This is a genomic window from Butyricimonas paravirosa (assembly GCF_032878955.1).
GTDB lineage: Bacteria > Bacteroidota > Bacteroidia > Bacteroidales > Marinifilaceae > Butyricimonas > Butyricimonas paravirosa.
Window position 1 is genome coordinate 2,561,183 of the sequence record NZ_CP043839.1, and the last position, 22,667, is coordinate 2,583,849.

General features: G+C 40.7%; 12 protein-coding genes. 1 reads left to right on the forward strand and 11 read right to left on the reverse strand.

Annotated elements, in window-relative coordinates; all coding sequences use genetic code 11:
* Positions 1–400 precede the first annotated feature (400 nt).
* Positions 401–3,775 carry a hypothetical protein gene (locus F1644_RS10715; RefSeq protein ID WP_118303738.1) on the forward strand — a complete coding sequence of 1,125 codons (3,375 nt, stop codon included), beginning with the start codon at positions 401–403 and terminating at the stop codon, positions 3,773–3,775.
* Here the strand turns inward: F1644_RS10715 and F1644_RS10720 are convergent, their stop codons facing one another.
* The 11 genes from F1644_RS10720 to F1644_RS10770 form a co-directional block, all read right to left on the reverse strand.
* Positions 3,776–4,348 (reverse strand): RNA polymerase sigma-70 factor, encoded by a 573-nt coding sequence (locus F1644_RS10720; protein ID WP_087421361.1) that lies wholly within the window; start codon positions 4,346–4,348, stop codon positions 3,776–3,778.
* A 211-nt stretch (positions 4,349–4,559) separates the two neighbouring features.
* Positions 4,560–6,662: a thioredoxin family protein gene (locus tag F1644_RS10725; RefSeq protein WP_158571839.1), complete on the reverse strand. Its 2,103-nt coding sequence runs from the start codon at positions 6,660–6,662 to the stop codon at positions 4,560–4,562.
* Between the two features lie 225 nt (positions 6,663–6,887).
* The gene (locus F1644_RS10730; RefSeq protein WP_158571838.1) at positions 6,888–7,724 is read right to left on the reverse strand and encodes a DUF4465 domain-containing protein; all 837 of its coding nucleotides are present in this window, start codon (positions 7,722–7,724) and stop codon (positions 6,888–6,890) included.
* A 32-nt stretch (positions 7,725–7,756) separates the two neighbouring features.
* Positions 7,757–9,220 carry a RagB/SusD family nutrient uptake outer membrane protein gene (locus F1644_RS10735; protein ID WP_087421358.1) on the reverse strand — a complete coding sequence of 488 codons (1,464 nt, stop codon included), beginning with the start codon at positions 9,218–9,220 and terminating at the stop codon, positions 7,757–7,759.
* Between the two features lie 3 nt (positions 9,221–9,223).
* Entirely contained in the window at positions 9,224–12,637 is a 3,414-nt protein-coding gene (locus F1644_RS10740; protein ID WP_229782408.1) for a SusC/RagA family TonB-linked outer membrane protein, read from the reverse strand.
* Positions 12,638–12,778: 141 nt separating this feature from the next.
* Positions 12,779–13,951, reverse strand: a complete 1,173-nt coding sequence (locus tag F1644_RS10745; protein WP_087421356.1) for a FecR family protein — start codon at positions 13,949–13,951, stop codon at positions 12,779–12,781.
* Between the two features lie 444 nt (positions 13,952–14,395).
* On the reverse strand, positions 14,396–15,487 hold the full coding sequence (locus F1644_RS10750; protein ID WP_118303730.1) for a TlpA disulfide reductase family protein: 1,092 nt from the start codon (positions 15,485–15,487) through the stop codon (positions 14,396–14,398).
* A gap of 1 nt (position 15,488) precedes the next feature.
* Entirely contained in the window at positions 15,489–17,003 is a 1,515-nt protein-coding gene (locus F1644_RS10755) for a PKD-like family lipoprotein (RefSeq protein WP_087421354.1), read from the reverse strand.
* Between the two features lie 18 nt (positions 17,004–17,021).
* Positions 17,022–17,762 carry a DUF4843 domain-containing protein gene (locus F1644_RS10760; protein WP_158571835.1) on the reverse strand — a complete coding sequence of 247 codons (741 nt, stop codon included), beginning with the start codon at positions 17,760–17,762 and terminating at the stop codon, positions 17,022–17,024.
* A gap of 13 nt (positions 17,763–17,775) precedes the next feature.
* Complete coding sequence (locus F1644_RS10765) at positions 17,776–19,224, reverse strand: RagB/SusD family nutrient uptake outer membrane protein (RefSeq protein ID WP_118303726.1); 1,449 nt, start codon at positions 19,222–19,224, stop codon at positions 17,776–17,778.
* Positions 19,225–19,234: 10 nt separating this feature from the next.
* A complete protein-coding gene (locus F1644_RS10770; RefSeq protein WP_229128133.1) occupies positions 19,235–22,579 on the reverse strand; it encodes a SusC/RagA family TonB-linked outer membrane protein in 3,345 nt (1,114 codons plus the stop codon).
* Positions 22,580–22,667 lie beyond the last annotated feature (88 nt).

Sequence of the window (22,667 nt, forward strand, 5' to 3'; positions counted from 1 at the left end):
TTTCCAAACAAATTTAAACAATTCTTTTTACTATCACCACATTCTGAATTACCAATATCTAGTATTTTTACCCATTCTCGGTAAAGTTTAAACAAATTCGGAACTATCGGGATAACAAATGATGGTAAAGAATGAAATCCTAACGAGAACCTAAAGTAAACTGTAGGAAATTCTAGGGAAATAATCCCACTTATTCGAAGAACACTCGAAGCTCCCTCAGAGCTTCGCCATCCCCCAATGTCTGAGCAACGATTAAGCTTCGAATGAGCTCTGAATGAGTGAGATTATTTGGGTTGCATTACCTCTTTATTTAGGTTGAATTAGGGTATAACGTGTAGAATCTATTTCCATTTTTCACCCCAAAAACGCTCTGAACTGTATTAGTAGTAAAAAACTACTTATGAACCTGCATCAACTTTGGTTAATTACCCGGTACTCTTTCACGGAAATATGGCGAAATAAAACTTTCCGTGTTGCATTCATGGTCTTGATCCCTCTACTCATCGCATACCAGGTATCATTCCAAAGTGACATGTTCAACATTCCCGTCGAGTACACCCTTGTCCTATCCTCTTTCATCCCCACACAAAACGCTTACATGTTTAACCTACTCTTAGTATTCCCCCTTGCCACCATGGGATTCTGGGTACACAAGCAAAAAAAATACAACACGCTGGAAGCCCTACTCGTTCATCCGCAAGGAAACGATACCTACTCGACAGGCTTTATACTCGGGATCATCATTGCCTTCATGATCATGGGAAGTATCTCGCTCGCCCTAGCCGGGTTAATCAATCTTTTCGCCTCCCCGACCTCTTTCCAGCCCCTTATCTATTTGTTCTACTTGGTGACACTATTCCTTCCCACCATTGTTTTCGTCGTGGGTATCACCTCTTTCCTTGCCGCTCGTTGCTTTAAAAACGGAACCGTCACCACCTTTTTTATGCTAGTTTACCTCTCCGTGGATATCCTCTTCCTATCCACCCTTTACCACGGGCTATTCGATCCTCTCGGCATCCTCCTTCCCTACACGTTTTCCGGCTTCACGGGGATGGCCGATTTACCCGGTTTTTTGCTCCACCGAACAACTTTCCTCTTGCTGGGAATTGGGTTCATCACGCTCGCCATCAGTGGCCTGCCCCGTATCCCCAACAAGATCAACGGCCGCCAACGGGCTGTCTGTTCCGGGATACTCTTACTTTTCGTGGGATTATTGGCAGGGTTTATCATGTACAACCATCACGAGCAAGTCGAACGACGCCACGCACTCTATGAATCCGTGTACGAGAAGCACGACTCTCCAAACAAGATGAACATCATCACTCATGACATCCGGTTTACCTACCAAGAGAAACAGGCTCATGTGGAAAGCCGGATATCGCTACATAACCCGACTGGCACAAACCTATCGAAAATCATCCTTTACCTGAACCCCTCCCTAGAAGTTACAAGCATACAAGAAAACCTATCTCCCGTGCCTTTCACGAGAGAGGCTCAGGCTATCGTGATCTCCCGACCTGTTTCTCCCGGTGATACTCTCACCCTTAACATTCAGTATCAAGGAACTATCGATGAAGGAATCTGCTACCTCTACATCCCGAAACGACAGAAAGAATTTGACATTGATAACCGTCACTATCTATCCTGCAGGTTCGGCCATCGATACGCCTTCCTCGAAAAAGATTACATCTTGCTCACACCCGAATGCCTCTGGTACCCGGTTACTTCTCCACCCGTAAACCCCGCACATCCCTATAACACCCCGTGCGATTTCACCCGCTACACCTTAACCGTCGATCACCCCATCCGACTTACAGCTATTTCCCAAGGCTCACGCCACGAGACGGCATCAGGTACCCGGTTTGAAAACGAACACCCTCAAAGGAACATATCGCTATGTATCGGGAAATACGAGAAACGGGAGATAACCGTGGACAGCGTGACCTACGAGCTGTACATGTCAAAAAACAACTTCGAGGTTCTCTCCTCGATTGAACAACAATTAACTTCACTCCCCGACAAGATCAGGGATATGAAAGAGACCATAGAATATGAAAGAAAATCTTCCTATCTATTTAACCGCTTGCGCCTCGTAGAAACCCCGGTTACCTTCACCTCCCACTATCACCCGGCAACAGGAGGAAGCGAGATGATACAACCCGAAATGGTATTGTGTCCGGAAAGAGGGATCGGTATATTAAATGGAAGAATTAGAGCCTTTGCTAAGAAATGGTTACGTTTTGAAATATCTGAGTGGATTGAACCTTTCAAATATAGTATATACTGGCGACTTAACAATGAACATATTCTAACATCTTGGGAAGAAGGCCCACTCTCCCACCTAAAGTTAGGAACAACATGGCATTACGAATCAATTTACAACATATACAACTTCAATCCTCTATTTTTTTATTGCATAAACCATATTTACTCTCACAAATACCCAACGATCAATAGTCTCTTAAATCAGATCGTGAAAAGACCATGGGAAAACAGAAATCCCAATGCAGCACCTCTAGACTCCCAACAAAAAGCCTTGGACTATTTAAATGGGAAAAGTTATCGGACAGCTCTCTCGGATAAGACACTTTCCTTTGAGATCATAAATCAAATTAATGAACTAAAAGCAAATGATCTACTCTCACAAATCATTCTTAAAGGAACTACCTCCACGGATTTTCACGTATTCGTACAAGATTTTATGACAACCAATCGTTTCCGACAAACTGATTTTCAAACTTTTGACGATGCTTTTTCAAAAAAATTTGGATGGCACCTATCCGAAATTTTCCCGGAATACTTTGACTGTCAAGAGCTACCCGCTTTTCAAGTAAAAAACTTTCGGGTAAAACGAATTTTATCACCCACAGAAGAAGAAGGAGATCCTTGGACTCCTCACACCAAATTTAGAATGGAATTTGACGTTTTAAACCAAAGTGATGTGGATGGAGTCATTGCTATGCACTTAGGAACTGCCATTTTCAAAGCTGGACCTGAACATCAGATCGACAGGATTCTCTATACACCTCGCACATTTTCTGTGAAAGCCAGAGAAGCCAAAAAAATTATATTTATATGCCCGAATCCAGTTATTGCACATAGCATTTATACCGGATTGTCAAAAAACCGCCCAAACATTTTTAATTTTCATGATAAGACGATCACGCTAGAAAAAGGAATAGAATCCACCAGAGACACCATCACTGGGGAAGAATCCATCTCTCCCACAATCTTCTTTCCTTCCAAAAATGAAATCATCGTTGATAACGAGGATAACAATTTTCAAATCACGGATCCTCCAGCTCCCTGGCTAAAACGTTTCCTAAGGCTAGATCATAATCACCACACGCATTCCTCTACAGCAGTATCCCATTGGGAATACACTCTTATGCCCGACTGTTTCGGAGAATATTGTTTGAGCTGTCTCAGAAAAAGAACAGGTAAAGGAGAAGGTTTACTGACCTGGACAACTCCCATTAACAAAAAAGGTAAATACAAGATATATGCTTATATTCCAAATATCTCTCATCGTCACGAACGCAGTAGAAGTATGATTACCCAAGAACCCATTCGGGACATACAATATTGCTACTCCATATCCTACAACAACAGAGAAAAAAAGATTAAAGTCCATGCACCCCAAACTTCCAAATGGGTGTTCATTGGAGAATTTATGTTACCAGAAGGAGAATGCTCGGTCTCCCTATATGATATCGGTTTACCCGGACAATGGGTTGTGGGAGATGCTATAAAATGGGTTTATCAAAAACCGTAATCACTCACCAACCACTTGATTCAATAGTAGGAGTAACATCGTTACTTCTGCTATTTTCTGTTTTAACTTTTTATAGGCGATCTTTTTCTGCGTTTTCACCGTGTTCTCCGAAACTCCCAGCAAGCGGGCAATTTCCTCGTTATCTTTTCCTTGCATGGCAAGCTTGAAAATCTCCCTGCATTTCGGAGCCAATTCTTGTTCTGTCTCAGCCAGTATACGTTCTGCCTCTTCCTCGATCACGTAATTGATAAAACAAACCTGTGATTCCAGTTCCTGCACTCCTTTGGCCATATACTCACTTTTCACTCGCTCATGTTTCAAATGATTCAGTGCGTTATTACGGCTGACTTGATACAAAAAGGATTTCACATGAGCCGCGGATGCCATTTCCTCCCGATTATCCCACAAGGAAATAAACGCCTCCTGCACACAATCCTCACAAACAGAAAGATCATCAATAAAACGGTGCGTGAACAAACACAAACTATGATAAAAAGTATCAAAGATCTGTTGATACACTTTTCTGTCACCAACCGTTAATCCTTGGATTTTTATTGAAGTTTGTTCCTGCATACACTTACGCTTTATTTATTTCCTCTTTACGTAAAACAAAGATAGAAATGAAAATGTAAAAACGAAATGATTTATTTCATTATGTTTCAATATAGTCTCTTTTTCTTTATAAAATTAAAATCTATTTATAAATTTAAGGGGCTATATAGCCCCTTAACACAAACAACAGACAATATTAATTACAAGAAAATAATTCTCATTCACACACAAACTATTGCCCTGTATTCATTGAAATATATTCTCTCAGAGACTCATTTTCTATATTTGCCTCCAACATGAGAACCAACTTTTGTAAATCCTCCTCTGATTCCATTTCCGTTTTCAGATATTTTAATACCGGGAACGCAATATTCATCGCTTCGTCATCATGAAACAATTTAAATCCTTTTTTACAACGGCTATACAAGCCCTTTACATCTTTCTTCAGATAGGCTTCCGTTATATCAATACATGCAGACAACTCTTTTCGTTTTTCCAACTTAAAAGATTTAATCTCGTTTTTCATGTTTACCACATCTTCTATTGTACTTTTTTTATCATACCCTTTCAAGATATAACTCAACTGATTATAATACACGGCATATAACTTATTATCAACCTTCGTTTTACCCAAAGACCGGATGAACTCCTCCCGATGATCTACCAAATATTTAAAATGATCTGTTCCCTTTTTAGTCAACGCCGGACTTTCAAAAATAAACCAGTAACTACTATCCACCTTTTCAGACTCATCCAACAATCCCAATAGGACAGCACTCACTTCCTTCGCCTTATTCTCCTCATATATAGACAACAGAGACAGAATATACCTTGATAGGAAAGCCTTATCCCGGTTTCCTTCTTCATACAATCGGTCCAGATACCCCGTGGAATTCTCTTCTTCCATTCCTTCTTGTACACGTTTCAAAAATTCATCCGCCTCACCGGAACCGAGTAATTTGTGATACACGCTACCATCAGGACGCAAAATCAAGAACGTCGGGAAAGCTCGTATGCCGTAACGCTTGGCTAATTCCGGCCCTTCTCCTTTCTCCATATCAACCTTGAGACACACAAAATGCTCGTTAAAATAATCACCCACAATCTCCTGCGGGAACACATTTGAAGTCATGTATTTACAAGGACCACACCAAGAAGTGTAACAATCCAGGAATACCATACTTTTTGCCCTTTCCGCTTTCTTCAAAGCTTGTTCCAAAGTCAGATCCTCCCAATACACTCCGACAGAAGCCAACTTCTTAAAACGACTGAAAAAAGATTTCAAATATCCTTTTAAATCTTCTCCGGCTGCCGATTCCACGAACTGATCTCCCAATGCAGCAATTCTTTGCCATTGCTGTTTATCTCCCTTTTTCTCCACAAATTGCAAAGAGGTTGCCAAAGTCCACAGCTCTGCCTGCGGCAAATTCTGTACTTCCCGTTCCAAAATTGAAATCATCTCATTTACATCCTCATTACAACGGGCATAAGCCAAGGCCAATTTAGTTCGAAGGTATTCCTTACCCGGCAGGTCATATTCATTCAATTGCTGTTGCATCACATCCAACCGCCCGACATCCTCTTTCTTTGCAAACCCAGCAACATAACTATATAACATACCGGAATAGGCAGAAGCAATTTTCTGATTTACTTTTTCTTCCCCGATACTCTTTTCAAAAGCCGCTTTATTCTTTAACAGAAAAGCAAAATTATCGGATATCAAAGGAGAAAGGAAACTATCCTCGTATATTACCCAATAAGGCTTAGCCATTTTTTCTTTAGAAGTCAAACGCTTTACCAATTCATCCGCCACCACTTTTAAACGCTCATTATCATAGGTATCTTGTAACGTCAATACATAATCCAACATACGTTTTTTCGTCATCTTTCCGGTCTTGTACTCCTTTTCCAATACCTCCAATGTATTTTCTTTCTGCAAACCCCTCTTTACCCGAAGAATGAACTCTTGAAGTTCTCCGCCTCCAACAACCCGATACGTTTCCTTCCCCTCCGGATTCAAAAGTAAAAAGGTCGGGTATGCCCGTATTTTAAATTGCTTGGAAAGCTCCTTTCCTTCTCCTTTCTCCATATCAAACTTGACATTCACGAAATGAGCATTGAAAAAGTCCCCGGCCTCCTTTTGAGGGAATACCTCTTCCGTCATCATTTTACAAGGTCCGCACCATGTCGTGTAACAATCCACAAACACCATCTTCCCTTGAACCTTTGCTTGCTCCAAAGCCTCCTTCAACGTGATTTGCTTAAAATCGACTCCTTGCGAAAATAGCTGGAAATAGCCACATACGCATATCAATAAACACACAATTCTTTTCATACAGTAATTTTTATTCATATTATACAGGGGCTGTCCTCAAAGTCATTTCTCCAACTCCCTCCCCCCTTCGGGGTACTCCCTCTATAAACAGAGGGAGAGTTGAAATACTCTCTATCTTCAGAATGAGTCACCAGCTCCTCCTCTGTTTATAGAGGAGGTGGCACGAAGTGACGGAGGAGTTTTTTGAAATCTAATGACTTTTTGGCCAGTCCCTGTTCATTGAATTTATTCTTTAATCCTAATCCCGTCAAGACAGAAATACGGTGGGGTTCTCATCCGACCGGTTCCGGCCTCTATATCCGATGATGCCACATGGAATACAACTTTCGACACTTCTCCCAAGGAACTTAAATCCACCTTATACCAATCGTTAATCACCAAGCTCCAATCCGGATGATTCGGATCACCCTTCCGGGTACACAAATAAAACTCTACCTGACCGGTTTCTGTCTCTCCGTTATATCCCGTAATGATCAATTTGTAGAAATCCTTATCGTCATCCACCATCTTCTTCACACCTCCCGGAACATTCGTGAACCATACCCCTTTTTTATTCGCACTACCCGGAATATTGGGATTAGCAACCGGCTCTTCTTCTGTTCCGTACTGATCCCCATATACTAATGCCAAATAGGTATAAGTCGTATTGGCCACTAAAATATGTTCTACCACGGCCGGAGTTCCCAGCGTAAAATAAGTATCATCGCCCTCAACCCGTCCAACAGCATATACTTCATTCGCATTGGGAAATCTCGTGTACACACTATAAATATTTGAATCCAAAGCCTCTTGAGTAGCCGTCCACGTAAAGGAACGGTTATTCCGGTTCGAATAAGCAAACCCGGCATACGTCCCGTCATTATTTTTCTTTGTATTAAACGTTACGGAATTCCTGTGAGCCGCTTTCGAAGTAAAGCCGCCGTCCGGGATCGCATGAGTAAAACGATCCAACTCCAGTTCATTCAGCGTCACATCATTCGGTACAGGCGCCAGCACATCCTTATCATCGGAACATGCCATAAAAGCTATAATCAGAATGAATATAAACCACAAATTTCTCATAAATCTCATATATTTACTTGTTTTGTCAAACATCAATTACCAAGTTCCGGATTCTGTACTGCCAGAGGATTTTTTAACCGTTCGTTCTCCGGGATCGGCCAACAATACTGATTTTCCGTGAAATTCACATCCGGTTTCAGCGTATATATCCAAGGTTTATTCTGGGCCGCACTGGCATCCGTGTCATTTATAAATCGCAAAGAGGCAAAATACTCGCTTCCATTTTCCAAGAACTGTTCTACCCAGATTTCCCGGAATATCGCTCTCAACAAATCTTTCTTACTTCCGGGAGATAAAGCTGGTAACACAGGGTTTGTCCGGCATGCCCGCATATCATTCAAAGGCTTCAATGCTTCTTCCAAAGAATAATCATCCAAACGGGCTTTCAACTCAGATTCCATAAGATACAACTCGGCATAGCGGAAATAATAGGTCGCGTATGGAGCATCTTTCGCATCATACCGTCCTCCATGATATAATTTCACCGGAGTAAACACCATCTTTGTATCCCAAGTCTCGGGAGCCCGGGCGGAATCCATGACAACCTCGTAACGGGGATCTTCTTCCAGCCACCCGGTTGCAATATCCGAATAGGTATTATTATAACCGATATTATACGAATAGTCAAACTCGTAACTCGTCGTACTGGCAAAATCTCCCAAATACCTTGCCCACAAGACCTCTTTCGAATCCCAACCCACTTCATACATGGCTGCTATATCCGATTCCATCTGCCAACCGGAAGGTGCATCCCGTTTTACAGTCTCCACTAGTGTCAACGCATCCTTCAAATCTTGCGTAGAACCACGCATTGCCCCTCGATAAAGTAAGATTTTTGCCTTCAACACCTGTGCCATCTGACGGGATAAACTACGAGAAGTCGTGAAGTCCGGCATATTGGCGATTGCATCATCCAAATCTTCAAAGATCTTCGTGTACGATTCCCCGACACTACTACGAGGTACCTGCAGATTACTCAAATTTGACATCTTATCCCGATACAAAATTCCATAAGCCGAATCATCCGCATCCCACCATCTCCCGAACAACCAGAACAAATTCGTGTAAGCCCAGCCCCGCATACACCGGGCTTCAGCCAACATTTCCTGCTTACGTTCCGGTGTCGGAAACTTATTCTCTGCCAAGTTTGAGATCGCCTCTATTGCCGCATTTGCAGAGTTCACCAAAGAATACAAGGCCTGCCAAGTTCCATCCATGTCATTAGAACCTTCTTTATAGGCCATATTAAAATTAACCGTGTATGACGAGTAAAATCCTCCCTGTGAAGACAAGCGACACCAAGTCGCACCTCCGAATGCAGAGTTGGAAGCTACAATCGAGTACATCCCGTTCAGAATATTTTTTGCCCCACTATAATCCGTGACGGCATTATCCAGTGTCAAATTATGTTTGGGAACCTGATCCAAAAAATCCTCACATGAAGTAAAGAACACGATCCCCAACAACATGATATAATAACTTAATCTCTTCATCATATCTTATTTTAAAGTTATTTTTATTCCCAAATTGTAGGTTCTTGCTGACGGGTAAGAGCTATAATCAATACCCATATTATAAAATGCACTGTAAGACGTGCTGAAGTTTCCCTGCGGGTCCATTCCCGGATATTTCGTCCAAGTGAACAAATTCGTTGCTTGGAATGTTATATCAATCGCATTCACTATGCTGGAACCGAATAAACGACGAGGCAAACGATAACTAATATTCAAAGCGGATAATCTCATGAAAGATGCATCGTGAACATAGCGATCCGTGATAATGGAATTTGATCCCCAACCATAATACATGGCTCTTGGATAACCCCGATCCACACCCGGATTCATCGTCCAAGACTTCAACACGTTCTTGGATGTATTGTACACGTTCATATCCCCGGCACTATTTTTTTCTTCATCATAGAAACGATCAGCCCCGACCGAATAAGTAAAGGTGGCGTTCACCATCAATCCTTTCCAATAAACCGTAGTACCGAATCCCCCGAAGAAATCGGGATTCGCATTACCTATTTCTGTACGGTCGCCATCAGCCGTGATCTGTCCGTCTCCATCCAAATCCATGATGTACAAGTCTCCCGGACGTTCATAATTATTATTATCCCGGTAATATTGCTGTTGTCCTGTTTCCGGATTCACCGTTTTCAAGGCCACCAACTCCTCATTTGTCCGGATCAATCGACCACCATACTTGTAACCATACAAAATTCCGGTTTTTCCTCCAACATCAATTTTGAAATATTGATATGCACCACCACCAAAATACTCATCCTCACTATTCAATTTTTCCAGTGTCGTAACATTTCTAGCCACGTTGAAATCAAAATCCCAAGTCAAATCCTTCTGAGCATTCTTGATAATATCCACTTTAACGTCAAACTCGAAACCATTATTCTTCAAAGAACCAATATTCTGGGTTACTGAAGAGAAAGAAGATGAATAAGGTACAGGATCACTGTACAACAAGTTATCGACCTTTTTCTGGTAATAACCGATAGATCCCCGGATACGATCATCCCAGAATCCGTAATCCAAACCAATTTCTTTTTGTACCTGAGATTCCCATTGTAAAATATCATTCCCCAGCGAAGAGGGTTTTATTCCCGGTGCGTTATTGTACGTCGCTGATCCCATCAACGTTCTCCAGTCATAATTACCCAAATTCTGTGATCCGGTCTTTCCGATAGAAGCTCTCAATTTCAAGTAAGAAACAATATGAGAATAATCTTTCAAGAAACTCTCGTCGGAAATAATCCAAGCTAAAGCTCCCGACGGGAAATATCCCCAACGTTTATCCGGCCCGAATTTAGAAGAACCATCCGCACGGAAAGTAAACGTCGCAAGATAACGATTTTTGAATTTATACTCCACACGGGCAAAAGTAGAAACCAACGTGTTAGAAGCATAACTTGAAGCTATCGAGTTTTTAGTTGCCGCACTACCCAAATTCGTCAATACCTCATCATCCGGGAAATTCGAACCTGATGCCGACAATCCGTCTGATTCGTACTTCTCAATGGAGAATCCCAACAAACCGACCAGATTATGATCTCCAAACGTGTTAAGATAATTCAACGTGTTATCCCATACATAGGTATATGATTCATTCTTAGAAACCGTTGAAGAACTTGTTCCGTCATCATAATATTTACGGTCGTAAGTCAAATTCTTATTAATACCATACTTCAACGTCCCGTTCGTCCGTAAAGTAAGCCCGGGAATAATATCCCATTCCAACCCCAATGATCCCGTGAAATCTTTTCCTTTCCCTTCTTTCGTATTTTTCAACGAGAAAAGAGGATTCTCCACGTAATAACTGATCATATTGATCGATCCGTCTTCCAGATAAGCCGGGTAATCCGGGCGCATATCCAAAATTGTACTGATCATATCATCCTTGTCATTCGTCACACGGGATGTTGCCCGCAAGCCTAATTTGAAACGAATCACCTCCCGAACAGAGGCATCAAAATTGAAACTACCACCTAACAACTTAGAGCTACCACCTTTCACGATTCCTTTCTGATCTTTATAAAAGAAAGAAGCATTATAAGACGATTCTTTCGATCCCCCGCGGATTCCCAAACTATAATCCTGCGTTGCGGCATTATGTGTCATCAAATCCCACCAATCGGTATCACCATCATAATAAGCATCCTCCAAGAAGAAATCATCCACTAATGTCTCCAAATCAAATTGACTATTATTCGTGGCAGCGTTAAATTTCGCCTCATCAATATACTTCCGGGTAAAATAATCCAAGGTTCCTCTCGTGAAGAAACTAGCTCGCACGGCAGCTTTTGATAAGGCAATATATTCTTCGGCATTCAACACCCCGAAATCATTCGCATTCATCGTCTGAATCCCGTAACGGGCAGAAAATTCCAGTGTCGGAGTCATACCTTTTTTCCCTCGTTTAGTTGTCACCAATACAACCCCGTTTGCAGCTCTCGAACCATAAATTGCCGTGGCGGATGCATCTTTTAGAATATCTATTGTCTCTACATCCGACAAATTCAAATTATACAAGGTGTTGGATATATTACCGGAAGTCCCAGCCGAATATTCGGGAACCCCGTCAATCACCCACAACGGTTGAGAATCTCCGGACAAAGAAGAAGATCCCCGGATAATCACCGATACCGGCGAGGTCGGAGATGCCGAACCAATCATCACGTTCACACCCGGAGCCCGTCCCTGCAACATGGATTGAATAGAAGCCCCCATCGGTGCCGTTTCGATTTCTTTCTTCCCTAAACGAGATACCGCCCCGGTCATATCCTTTGCTTTCGTGGTTCCGTACCCGACGGCCACCACCTCTTCCAAACGATTCACTTCCTCTTCCAGAACCACGTTAATAACCGTGTTGTTACCCACCGTCACGTATTTCGTCTGCATCCCGATAAAAGAAAAACGTAAACGCACATTACTCATTTCCGGATAGGTCAACACGTAATTTCCCTCGATATCCGTTACCACACCCAACGTGGTACTATCAATCAATACGGAAACTCCCGGTATTGGAAGTCCTTCCTTATCCGTAACCCGTCCTTTCACTTGTTTTTCTTTCTTGTTCTCCTTTTGCACCTGTGGTTTCTCTCCCAACGGAACAATCACGACATTCACGCCTACCACGCTAAACGTCAAACCGGACCCTCTTAAACATTCCGTCATCACCTCCCGAATGTCGGAATCCTTGAAGTTCAAGGTCAAATTACCCACAGATTCCACCTGACTGTTTTGGTAGACAAACCTGTAATCCGTGGATTTCTCCAAAATGCTCATTACCTTTTCAAGAGATGCCTTTTCTACCTGCAAAGACACTTTAGCATCCTGACCAAATACCGACGCCGAAACCGGTACAACGCTTAAGAGTAGAAAAAACATTAAAAACCTCATAGCTAACCACATTTTTAACAACCATCTAATCCGAAGATGGACACAATTACCTGTTTTTTTCATACATTTGTAAAGTTTTAAAATATAACAATCCCGGATTTTACCGGATTTAAGGACGAGGTAGTGCAAATACCTCGTTCTTTATTTACGCCTCACGAAAATACTTTTCCCTTTTACCTCAAATTCCGTATCACCTGTCATCTGCAAAAGCCCAACAATCTCTTCAAAACGTTCGAATCGCTGAATATTCCCGGTAAATTCAATATCCTTCCGAGAAACATCTTCATAGAAAATATCTACATCATACCAACGAGCCAATGTGTTCAGTACTTCTTCCAATCGCTGTTTGCGAAATACGAAATTCCCGTCCTTCCAAGCTGTATATAGGGTAATATCAACCGTTTTACGGGACAAAATACCTTCATCGGTCAGAACCGCCTGTTCTCCCGGAGCAAGCACAAGACTTTTATCATCTTTTGAAATAAATTTCACTTTCCCCGAAACAAGCGTGGTCATTTGCTTATTCTCTTCCGGGTAATAACGTGCATTAAATTCGGTTCCAAGTACTTCTATACGATTTTCCCCTATTTCCACGATAAAAGGTCGGTCAGCCTCCCGTTTCACCTTAAAATAAGCCTCCCCTACCAGAAAAACTTTACGCTCCCGCTCCCCAAACTTCACAGGATAACGAAATCTTGTCTCCGAATTAAAATACACTTCCGTCCCGTCCTCCAACGTAATCGGGTACTCCCCACCTCTTGGAACCCTCAATTCATGATACGGGACCTCCCCCTCCAAATCCTCACACTCATAACGGATCCCCTGATTTTCCTTTAATATTTTTACTCCATCCAAATCTGATTCCACTGGATTTTCCTTTTTCGCATCAAGAGCCAAACGTTGCCCATTAGCCAGAATCAATTCTGCCTTTATTTCTCCCGGATGAATTTCCCGATGTTCTTGTTTTACTACCTCCAAATCCACCTCTCCCGATCTATAATAATATAAACAGAATAATAAAATCACCGGTATTGCCACAGCAATCCCCTTATAAAGCCACCCGGATATAAAATGCTGACTTTTTCTTGTTTTACGTTCTACTTCTCGCCAAGCTGCTTGTTTGTTCAATTTCCGGATCACCTCCAATCGCTGATTCCGATTCTCTCGTTCCCGCACTCTTAAATACAACGCTTTATTCTCTTCACTTTCATTAATCCACTCTTTCAGCTCTTGCTTTTCCGATTCTTTAATCTCTCCATTTAAATCTTTGACAATCAAACGAGAAATATCTAATCTTGGTATCAAATCATTCATTATACCTTCGATTGTTGAGAGCAAATTTATGGGAAAAACAAAGGACAAGGTAAAAAAGGAAAGAACTGAATACCAATGGTTAACAAAAAGAAGGTATAAAGTCTTTAGAGGAATTTGTGAATATTATTAAACGAACGTTTAATGATAAAAATATCGCTTCTCATATATAATACAATTCACCCCCGTATCTGGGTGAAAACAAAATTAAAAAAATATTCCAGAATACGAAGAGAGAGAAAGAGAGAAGCCGATTTTGATTAGATATTATTTAACGAGCCGACCTCTCTAAAATGTTCATTCTACCGACTTCAAAATATTAACAACTGGTTATCATTAAATTAACTAAACAAGAAAGTATTTGTAAAAATAAATTATAAAATGCAGGAGATCCGAAAAGTGACTTTTTCAAGTCCCTTTTCGGATCTCCTGCATTTTATAAAAATACTATTTCGAGAAGATTTTTTCTAAACGTTGTTCCAACTCTTTTCCATACAAATTAACAGCCACGATAATTCCTTCCGGACTAATCAAAAATACCCGGGGAACAGAAGAAACACCAAAAGTTTTAGCCACTTCACTCCTCTGATCTAAGACGTGTTTCCACGGAGTCTGATCTTCTTTTATGGCTTGTTTCCATGCATCAGGATTTTGATCAATACTCACACCTAAAACTTCAAATCCATCCTGCTGATATTTTTTGTACAACTCAAGAACATGTTTTCCTTCCCTACGACAAGGCGCACACCAAGATGCCCAAAAATCCAACAATACCCATTTTCCTCTAAAAGAAGACAATGCGAAAAACTTTCCCTCAACATCCGGCAAATTGATCTCAGGCACTCTAGCCCCTACAGCCACCGTTCGCATCAAATCCCGACGTTGAGTTATCAAACGGACATCGTTATTATTTTCCATCCCAACATAACTTTTTACCAAAGAGTCCAACTCTGCATATTGCAATTTTTGCATCAAAGAAGTACGATAAAAACAAGCCGCCACATATTTATGAGCTGAATGATTCAAAAATTCATTCCGGAAAATTTTCCGAGCTTTAGTCGCATCCACAAAAGCTCTCGTGGCCGCACGCACGATCTCCTTATCTTTGGTCGCAAATGCCTTTTGATAAGCTTGGGCGCATCCCGCCTCCACACTCTCCAAACGACGTTCTTCTTTGTTAAAATACTGCCATAACTCATTCGTTGATGTTCCCTCAACATTCCCGTAGTAAATTGAATCTTTCTTTACTGCCACGTGAATTTTTCCCGGTTCTAGAAATAAGGTCAAACTACCCCGTTGATTGTTAAAAAACAATTGAACAGATTGAATCTCTGCAATTTTTCCTTTAAACTCAAATTGCCCGTTTTTTATGTCTGAAACGCCCAATTCATTATATCCCTCTGCTGTTTTTTGTTTCATCACCACTTGCCCGGACTCCATCCCTTCAATCTTACCATTAACCTTATATTTACCTGTATGTTGTGCATAAACCACACAACATACGAGTAAAAAACAAACACAAAACAATATTTTCCTCATCTTATTTCTCTCTATAAGTTACATCTACCGGAGTTCCGAACCCATCATGCACGGAAGGCGCATCGAATTCATCTCCAAATACCGTTGGGATGTCATAAGTGCGAACAATCCCATTCAACCCGGAACCGGACTTCACAGACCCTACAATCAATTTTTCTTGCATCGTCGAATTAGGATACATTCCCATAAATAAATTGAACTTCAACATCGTGATCGTTTCTCCATCCAAATGAATTGGTTCTGCCTGATGCCCTTCCATATCAAAATGATACACCGTATTGCCGACAGCATAAAACAACCAAGGTAAACTGGGATGTACTGCAAAACAAGTTGCTTTTTCAATCCCCGGATAATCCAATTTCATAAACTTCGTTTGAGTTACCCCTCCATAAGCTGATACTTTCATCACGTACAAATAACGAGAGTTAGGAGCCTCTACATCTTGCAATATTGCATACACACTACCTCCATCATACCGAGAATTCGCCATATAAACAAAATCTTTCCCTGTAACCCAAGAAAATTCAGACTCTTTTGCCGTCATCAACGTACAATTCTTCATGCTATTTGCAATCATCACGAAACGTCTGTTTGAAGTGTCATATAATATTCGATTGGGATTGTAAGCACTATATGACGTGTTCACTCCCACGGACGGAGCAACATTAAAATAATTTCCATCGTCACCTGCAATAAAATTAATAGGAACCCCGAAAAGTACTTGCTGCCCAAAAGTTGTTCCCCCGAATACATATTTATCCGAGATAAGTAACTCCCATCCCATTCCGGCAGTTCTGTTCGAAGCAACAAAATTCTGAGGATATTCCAACATTTCATAACGAATATCATTCCCATCATCCCACTCATAAGTATCAACATCAAGAGTAGCGGTTGTCGTTTCCGTTATAAGATAAAACCTCGGATCTGTTCCCCATTGGAGATAATACATATCAAATACCGTATTTATCCTTTTGGGCCCTTTCAACTGCGGGGCATCCCGAAGTAAATCACGCACGACAAGATCCTCCTTGGCAGACATCGAAATTAAATCTAAACGGGTATACCCATTCACATCCGAAAGCACCAACCATCCCTCATTTAATTGAGTCGTCACCTTCAATTTGAACGATCCTTTCCAAGTTACTCTCGTAATTGTATCCTTTACCAAGCAATTCACATCGTATTCTCCATCCGGAAGCTCCACGAAGTAATTCAAATCACGTTCCTCACCAATCACATACGATGTTGTCTGAATATCCCCCACCTTGGGTTGGGAAACCGCTTCCCATTTAAAACTGTACCGATCTGGCATACTACCGTCATCCGCAGTAGCCTCTATGCCCGGAGTCACCCGCAAAGTATCAACATTTCGATATTTCATCTGCATTTCACCAGGTAACCCTGTCACCTGTAACTCATTTATTTCATGGTAGTCATAATTTCCTTTATCATCGAAACAACCAGAGACCACGACTGCCATAAATATCGTCAACACGAACAATATATTTCTCATCATATAAACTCTTTTAGGATTCTAATTGTAATACACATCACCCATTCTCATCAATGTCACATTATCATCTTCGTAAATTGGATGACCGTTTGCACTATAATCATTTAAAATCTGCACCATTTTCGCTGCAATATATTTCTGTCTGGAATTGATCATATAACTTGCATCATTAAACATTTCCCGTGTCAAATTCATCTCCTCACAGATCACATCCAATTTCTTCACCGAAAATTCACCAAATTCATAAGTACTCCATTTCGTAGGAGGGGTCATAATCTCGGAAAAAACAATCTTATAACGGATTGCGCTATATTCTTCATCGCTCGAAGACACTTTCGTCGGATAATTCAAGGTGAAATATTCATTCTCCTCTAACTCAAGAATTATATAACGTTCCTCCCGTTTTAAAACCTCTGGGCGTAATAATTCAACTAAAATTGTTCCGAAAGTATTACCAGCCGAAATCGTGTACGAATCTGATAAAGTTCTAAAATCCGTCTCAGCCGTAGCATTTGTCTCAGCAATCTTCACTTTCACCTGTCGATCATAATTTTTCACTTCGCCTCCGGTCCTTACCTGAATATAAAGAGAATCCACAGATTTATTTACATCCACATAGGCAAATGAAAAATACGTTGAATCCAATCCGGCCGACGGATTAAAATAAACAAAATCACGGCCGGAATAAAGATCCAAATCTTTCTGGCATCCCCAACCAATCATCACTAAGGCCGAAATTATGAGTACATATTTTTTTATCATGTCATTCATATTTTTAATTTCTATAATCAGTTTCACTATCAGGCAAAGGGAATTTATATTTTGCCTCATTCATCATAACATCTCCACTGTCATCGCCTGCCGGAATAGTAGAAGCATTCAATCGTTTATAATAATAAAACAACTGTCCCTCACCAAAAAACTCTTTCATATACTCCTCCTTCAACACCTGTTGAACATCGATTATTTCCGTATCCTCAAAAGCAATCAATCCCCTATTTCTCCGAATTTGATTCAAACAAGCCCGAGCTTCAGCCTCATCGCTTGTCGTTTCCGCAACAATATAAAACATTTCACTAATACGGATCATCGGGACTAAATAGGAATAGAATGGATCTGTTTCCTCTGTTGCCTCATATTTATGAAAACAACGGAAACTATATTTCCCATTATCCGGTTTAATCCAAAACGGGGTAAACCGCCAGTCACTCGTGTTCTCAGACAAAAAGATATTCAACAAACTTGTATTAGTTGGAGCCAAAATCCCGTTATCTAACTCTGGAGTAAAATAATCCGTAAAAATGTCTCCCCGCTGTTTGTTTTCCAGCCCAAATAATACTTCTGTTGAAAATACCCTATCTTTCTTTTTATTACTACTTTCCATAATTGCATTATAGGATACAAACGGATACCACTTTGGTTGTATTTCAACAAGCTTTCTTGCCATAATTAACGCATCCTCATTACGTCCGGCATACAGATACACCCGTGCCATCAGGGCTTGAACGGCATAATAATTCAATCGGTAAGTCCGTAAACGCAAGTCATTATTTCCATCCGAAGCCGTCGTATTTCTCGGCCCTTCCGTTATCACCGGATCATTAACCAACAACTCTTCCGCTTTTTTCAGATCATCTAATATATTATCAATCACCTCTGATGCCGGGAGAATATTTGATCCTTGATAAGAAAACTTCTTATTATAACAGATGGAAAGCCCCTCGGGATTCGTTTTATAAACAGGACCAAATAATCGTAACAAATCAAAATGCAACATGGCTCTCAAAGCCAATGCCTCTCCATAAATAAGATTATAATTATCACCCGTAAATACATCTTTACGCAAATCGGCATTCTCCATCAACTTATTACAATTCATGATCAAAGAATACATCTTCTGCCATAAAGCATCAATGCTTGCTTTTACATCATCATCACTATAATTATAGGCAATCCATTCTTTGTATGTACCAATAGACGAAAGATTGTAACGTTGAGCTAATATCTCAACCATTCTAAACATCAAATCCCCTCCATATAAAGTTTTTTGATTTAACTCCACGTACACCCCTGTTAAGGACTGTTTAAATCCTTCTTCAGTTTCATATAGCTGATCTTCCAAAACCCGGTCTATCGGTTTCAAATCCAACCAGCTCTCGCACCCGCACAACATTACCATAAGTAATGCGACACTTACGTTTTTTATTGATTTCAATACTTGCATATTAGATCATTTAAAAAGTTACAGAAAGAGACATTGACATCGTACGGGCAAACGGGTAGTCAATACCACGTTCTTCCTTCACGCTGGAAACCCGGAAAATATCATTCATATTCGCTTGCAAACGAATTGCAGACACCCCGAATTTTGCCAGCCCTTTCGGATTAAAATCGTATCCTGCAGAAATAGATTCCCCGCTCAACACATCTTCACGCTGAACAAAACGAGACGAAATTTTCGTGGTCTCCGTCAATGAAATTCCTTTAAATTGAGCGCGATCCCCGGCTTTTTGCCACCGATCATATAACGCTCGTTTATCTTGATTGTATTTTAATGAACTCTCCGATATATTCTCCACTTTCGTGTACATAGCATTATTAAATACATCAGCTCCTAATTTATAACGGAAATAGAACGAGAAGGAAAAGCCTTTATAATACAAGGTACTTCCCAAGACTCCTTCCAACTTGGGTTGACTATTTCCCACGATAACCTCATCCTTTACATCATATTCAAAAGTATAAGTCCCATCCTTCTTCATAAATACCTCCCGCCCTGTAGAGGGATCAATTCCCAAAGAGCGAACAGCCCACAACGAATTCGGATCACCGCCATCATAGTAACGCGTCAAACTGGTATTCTTATCTCGATAAGACCCGTCTCCACTTACATCACCCTCCTCTCGATTCGCCTCATTCAACTTTTCCAAACTATTACCTATATTTTCATAACGAGCTTTCTGCCATCTGAAATTGACACTTAACGTCCAATTGATCCTTTCTGACGGGCGATATATAGGTGAATACTTCACCGTCCCGTTGATCCCTTTTGTAAGCTGACTTCCCATATTCGTACCCACAGACGTGATCCCCACAGAAGAAGGAACAGTAATATAAACCAACAAAGGATCAGTATCTTTGACAAAGTAATCCATATTAAAATTCAAGCGATTACCCAACAATGCAATATCCACTCCTATATTTTTATCCAGCGTCTTCTGCCATTTCAAATTAGGATTACCTATTGCATCTATAAGAACGCTTGTTCCAAAAGAGCTTTGCATCCATGTATTGAATGAATAACTCGTTATAGATTGATACGAACTAAAATTCTGGTTCCCAGGGTTTCCTATGGAAGCCCTGATCTTGAATAAATTCATCCATTTCGCATCACGTAAAAACGGTTCATTGTGTAAATTCCATGCCAAACCCACAGCCCATGTCTCCGTGTAACGTTTGTTACTACCAAAAGCGGAAGAACCATCTAAACGGAAATTCACATCTAACAAATAACGATTGTCGTAAGCATATCCCCCGTTAAAATAAACACTATGTGAACGACTTTCCGTTTCGGAATATGTTGGCTTACTTCCTTCCGTAAACCCATTTGAAAAAGGAGGCTTTGTGAAATTCCCATTAGGAAAACCTGAAACAGAATATCCCTCATTCGTTGACAAACTGGAACGGAGATTTGTTCCGATCACGGCATTTATCTGGTGAACCTCTTTCAATAAAGCACCATAAGTTAGAGTTAAATCGCCATCATAATAGAATTCACTCACCGTTGTTGATGTATAACGTCCCTTTTTATCTTGCGCGTAATTATCAAACGACGAATGTTGAGGGGAAACAAATTTCTCCGTCTTTTTCGCTCCCTTCCCTATTCCCAAACGTCCCCGAAGATACAAGGTAGGCATAATCCTCCATTCCAGATTCAAATTATTCCTAAAACTAAACTGATCTTCCTCGTCTAAATTATTCAAACTGGCATTCCAAAGCGGATTACCCACAGAATAAGTTGTATTCGTATTAGGGATCACAAAATAATCCAAGTAACGTTCGATCTTCCCATTCTCCCCCGTTTTCCGATAATAAGGATTCGCTCTTGAAAATTCTGAAAATGGAACAGTAGGATTCTCTGCTTTGTTATAATCCAAAGAAAATTTATTGGCAAAAGAAATTTTACCTTTCCGGTAACTCAAATCGAAATTTCCCCCGATAACATTACGTCTGGACTGTTTCATTACACCGGAAATATTATTATAATTTATTCCCAAACCATAGCGAACAGCATCGTCACCGCCCTCAGCATACAAATTATGTTTGTGACTAAAACCAACTCTTAACGGTTCATGCAACCAATACGTATTCACCCCACGAGCAACCTCTGCACGACGACTATTGTACAGACTATCTAACACTTGCTGCGTCATTCTTGACCCGGAACTTCCCGAGGAAGAAGCCGTATAATACCCGGCCAATTTCTCGAATTCCAACTTCTCTTCCGCATTCATCAAATTATAATCGGAAAGATCCGGCATCGAGACACTAAAATCACCGACATACGAAATTTTAAATTTACCTTGTTCCGGTTTTTTGGTCTCTATCACAACAACCCCATTGGCAGCTTTTGACCCATAAATTGCGGTAGATGCGGCATCCTTCAAAATAGTCACTGACTCAACCCGTTCCATATTCAAGTCTGTTATTACTTGTAATGTCGTCTCAAATCCATCTAGAATAAACAAAGGTTGATTAGGATCCGTTCCAAATTGTTCCTTTAACCCGATCACACTCGTTTTACCCCGGATCTCAATATCCGGCAAGCGGTTCGGGTCCGAACCGAATTGATTATTTTCCATAATTGCAAAAGAAGGGTCCAAAGTTCTCAAACTCTGGATTAAGTTTTGGGAACCAACCATCTTTAATTCCTCTTTCTTAAATGTAGCTGTTGACCCGGTAAAGCTCTCTTTTTTTCTCTGGTAAATACCCGTAACCACCACTTCATCCATCTCCGTTATATCTTCGTGCATCACGATAGATAGCGGTTTCGTGTCATTACTCTTCACTCTTACCTCTTGTTGCTTGTAACCTATAAACGAGAACACAAGCACAAGACTGTCTTGCTTTGGCAACTCAAAGTTAAACCTACCATCAAAATCCGTAACAGACCCGATCTGTGTACCTTTCAACAGGATGGTCACTCCCGGTAAAGACTCTCCTTTTTCATCCTTAACCGTTCCAGATACTTTAATTTTTGTTACTTCTTTCTTTTCCGGTTCTTCTGGTCGAATAATAATCAATGTCCCGTCAAATTCAAACATCATTCCCGTATTCACCAGCACTTTACGCAAAACACTTTCCACGGTCTCGTTCACGGCCCGCACCGAGATGGCTCCTAATTTTTCTGTTTGTTCCGTGTTGAAAACGAACGACAAATTAGTTTGCTTTTGAATTTCACTAAACAACACCTTAAACGAAACCTTCTGCAAATCCAGATTTACCCGTTCCTGTTGGGCTAAAGTTGAGGCCGACAAACCCAACGTGAAACACAACAGTAATGAAATACATAATCTCATCCTCAATAAGATTTTTCGTTTTCTATGTCCATCTAAAGACAGACATAATCGTTTTTTTTCCATATATTTGCAATATTAAAGATTATTA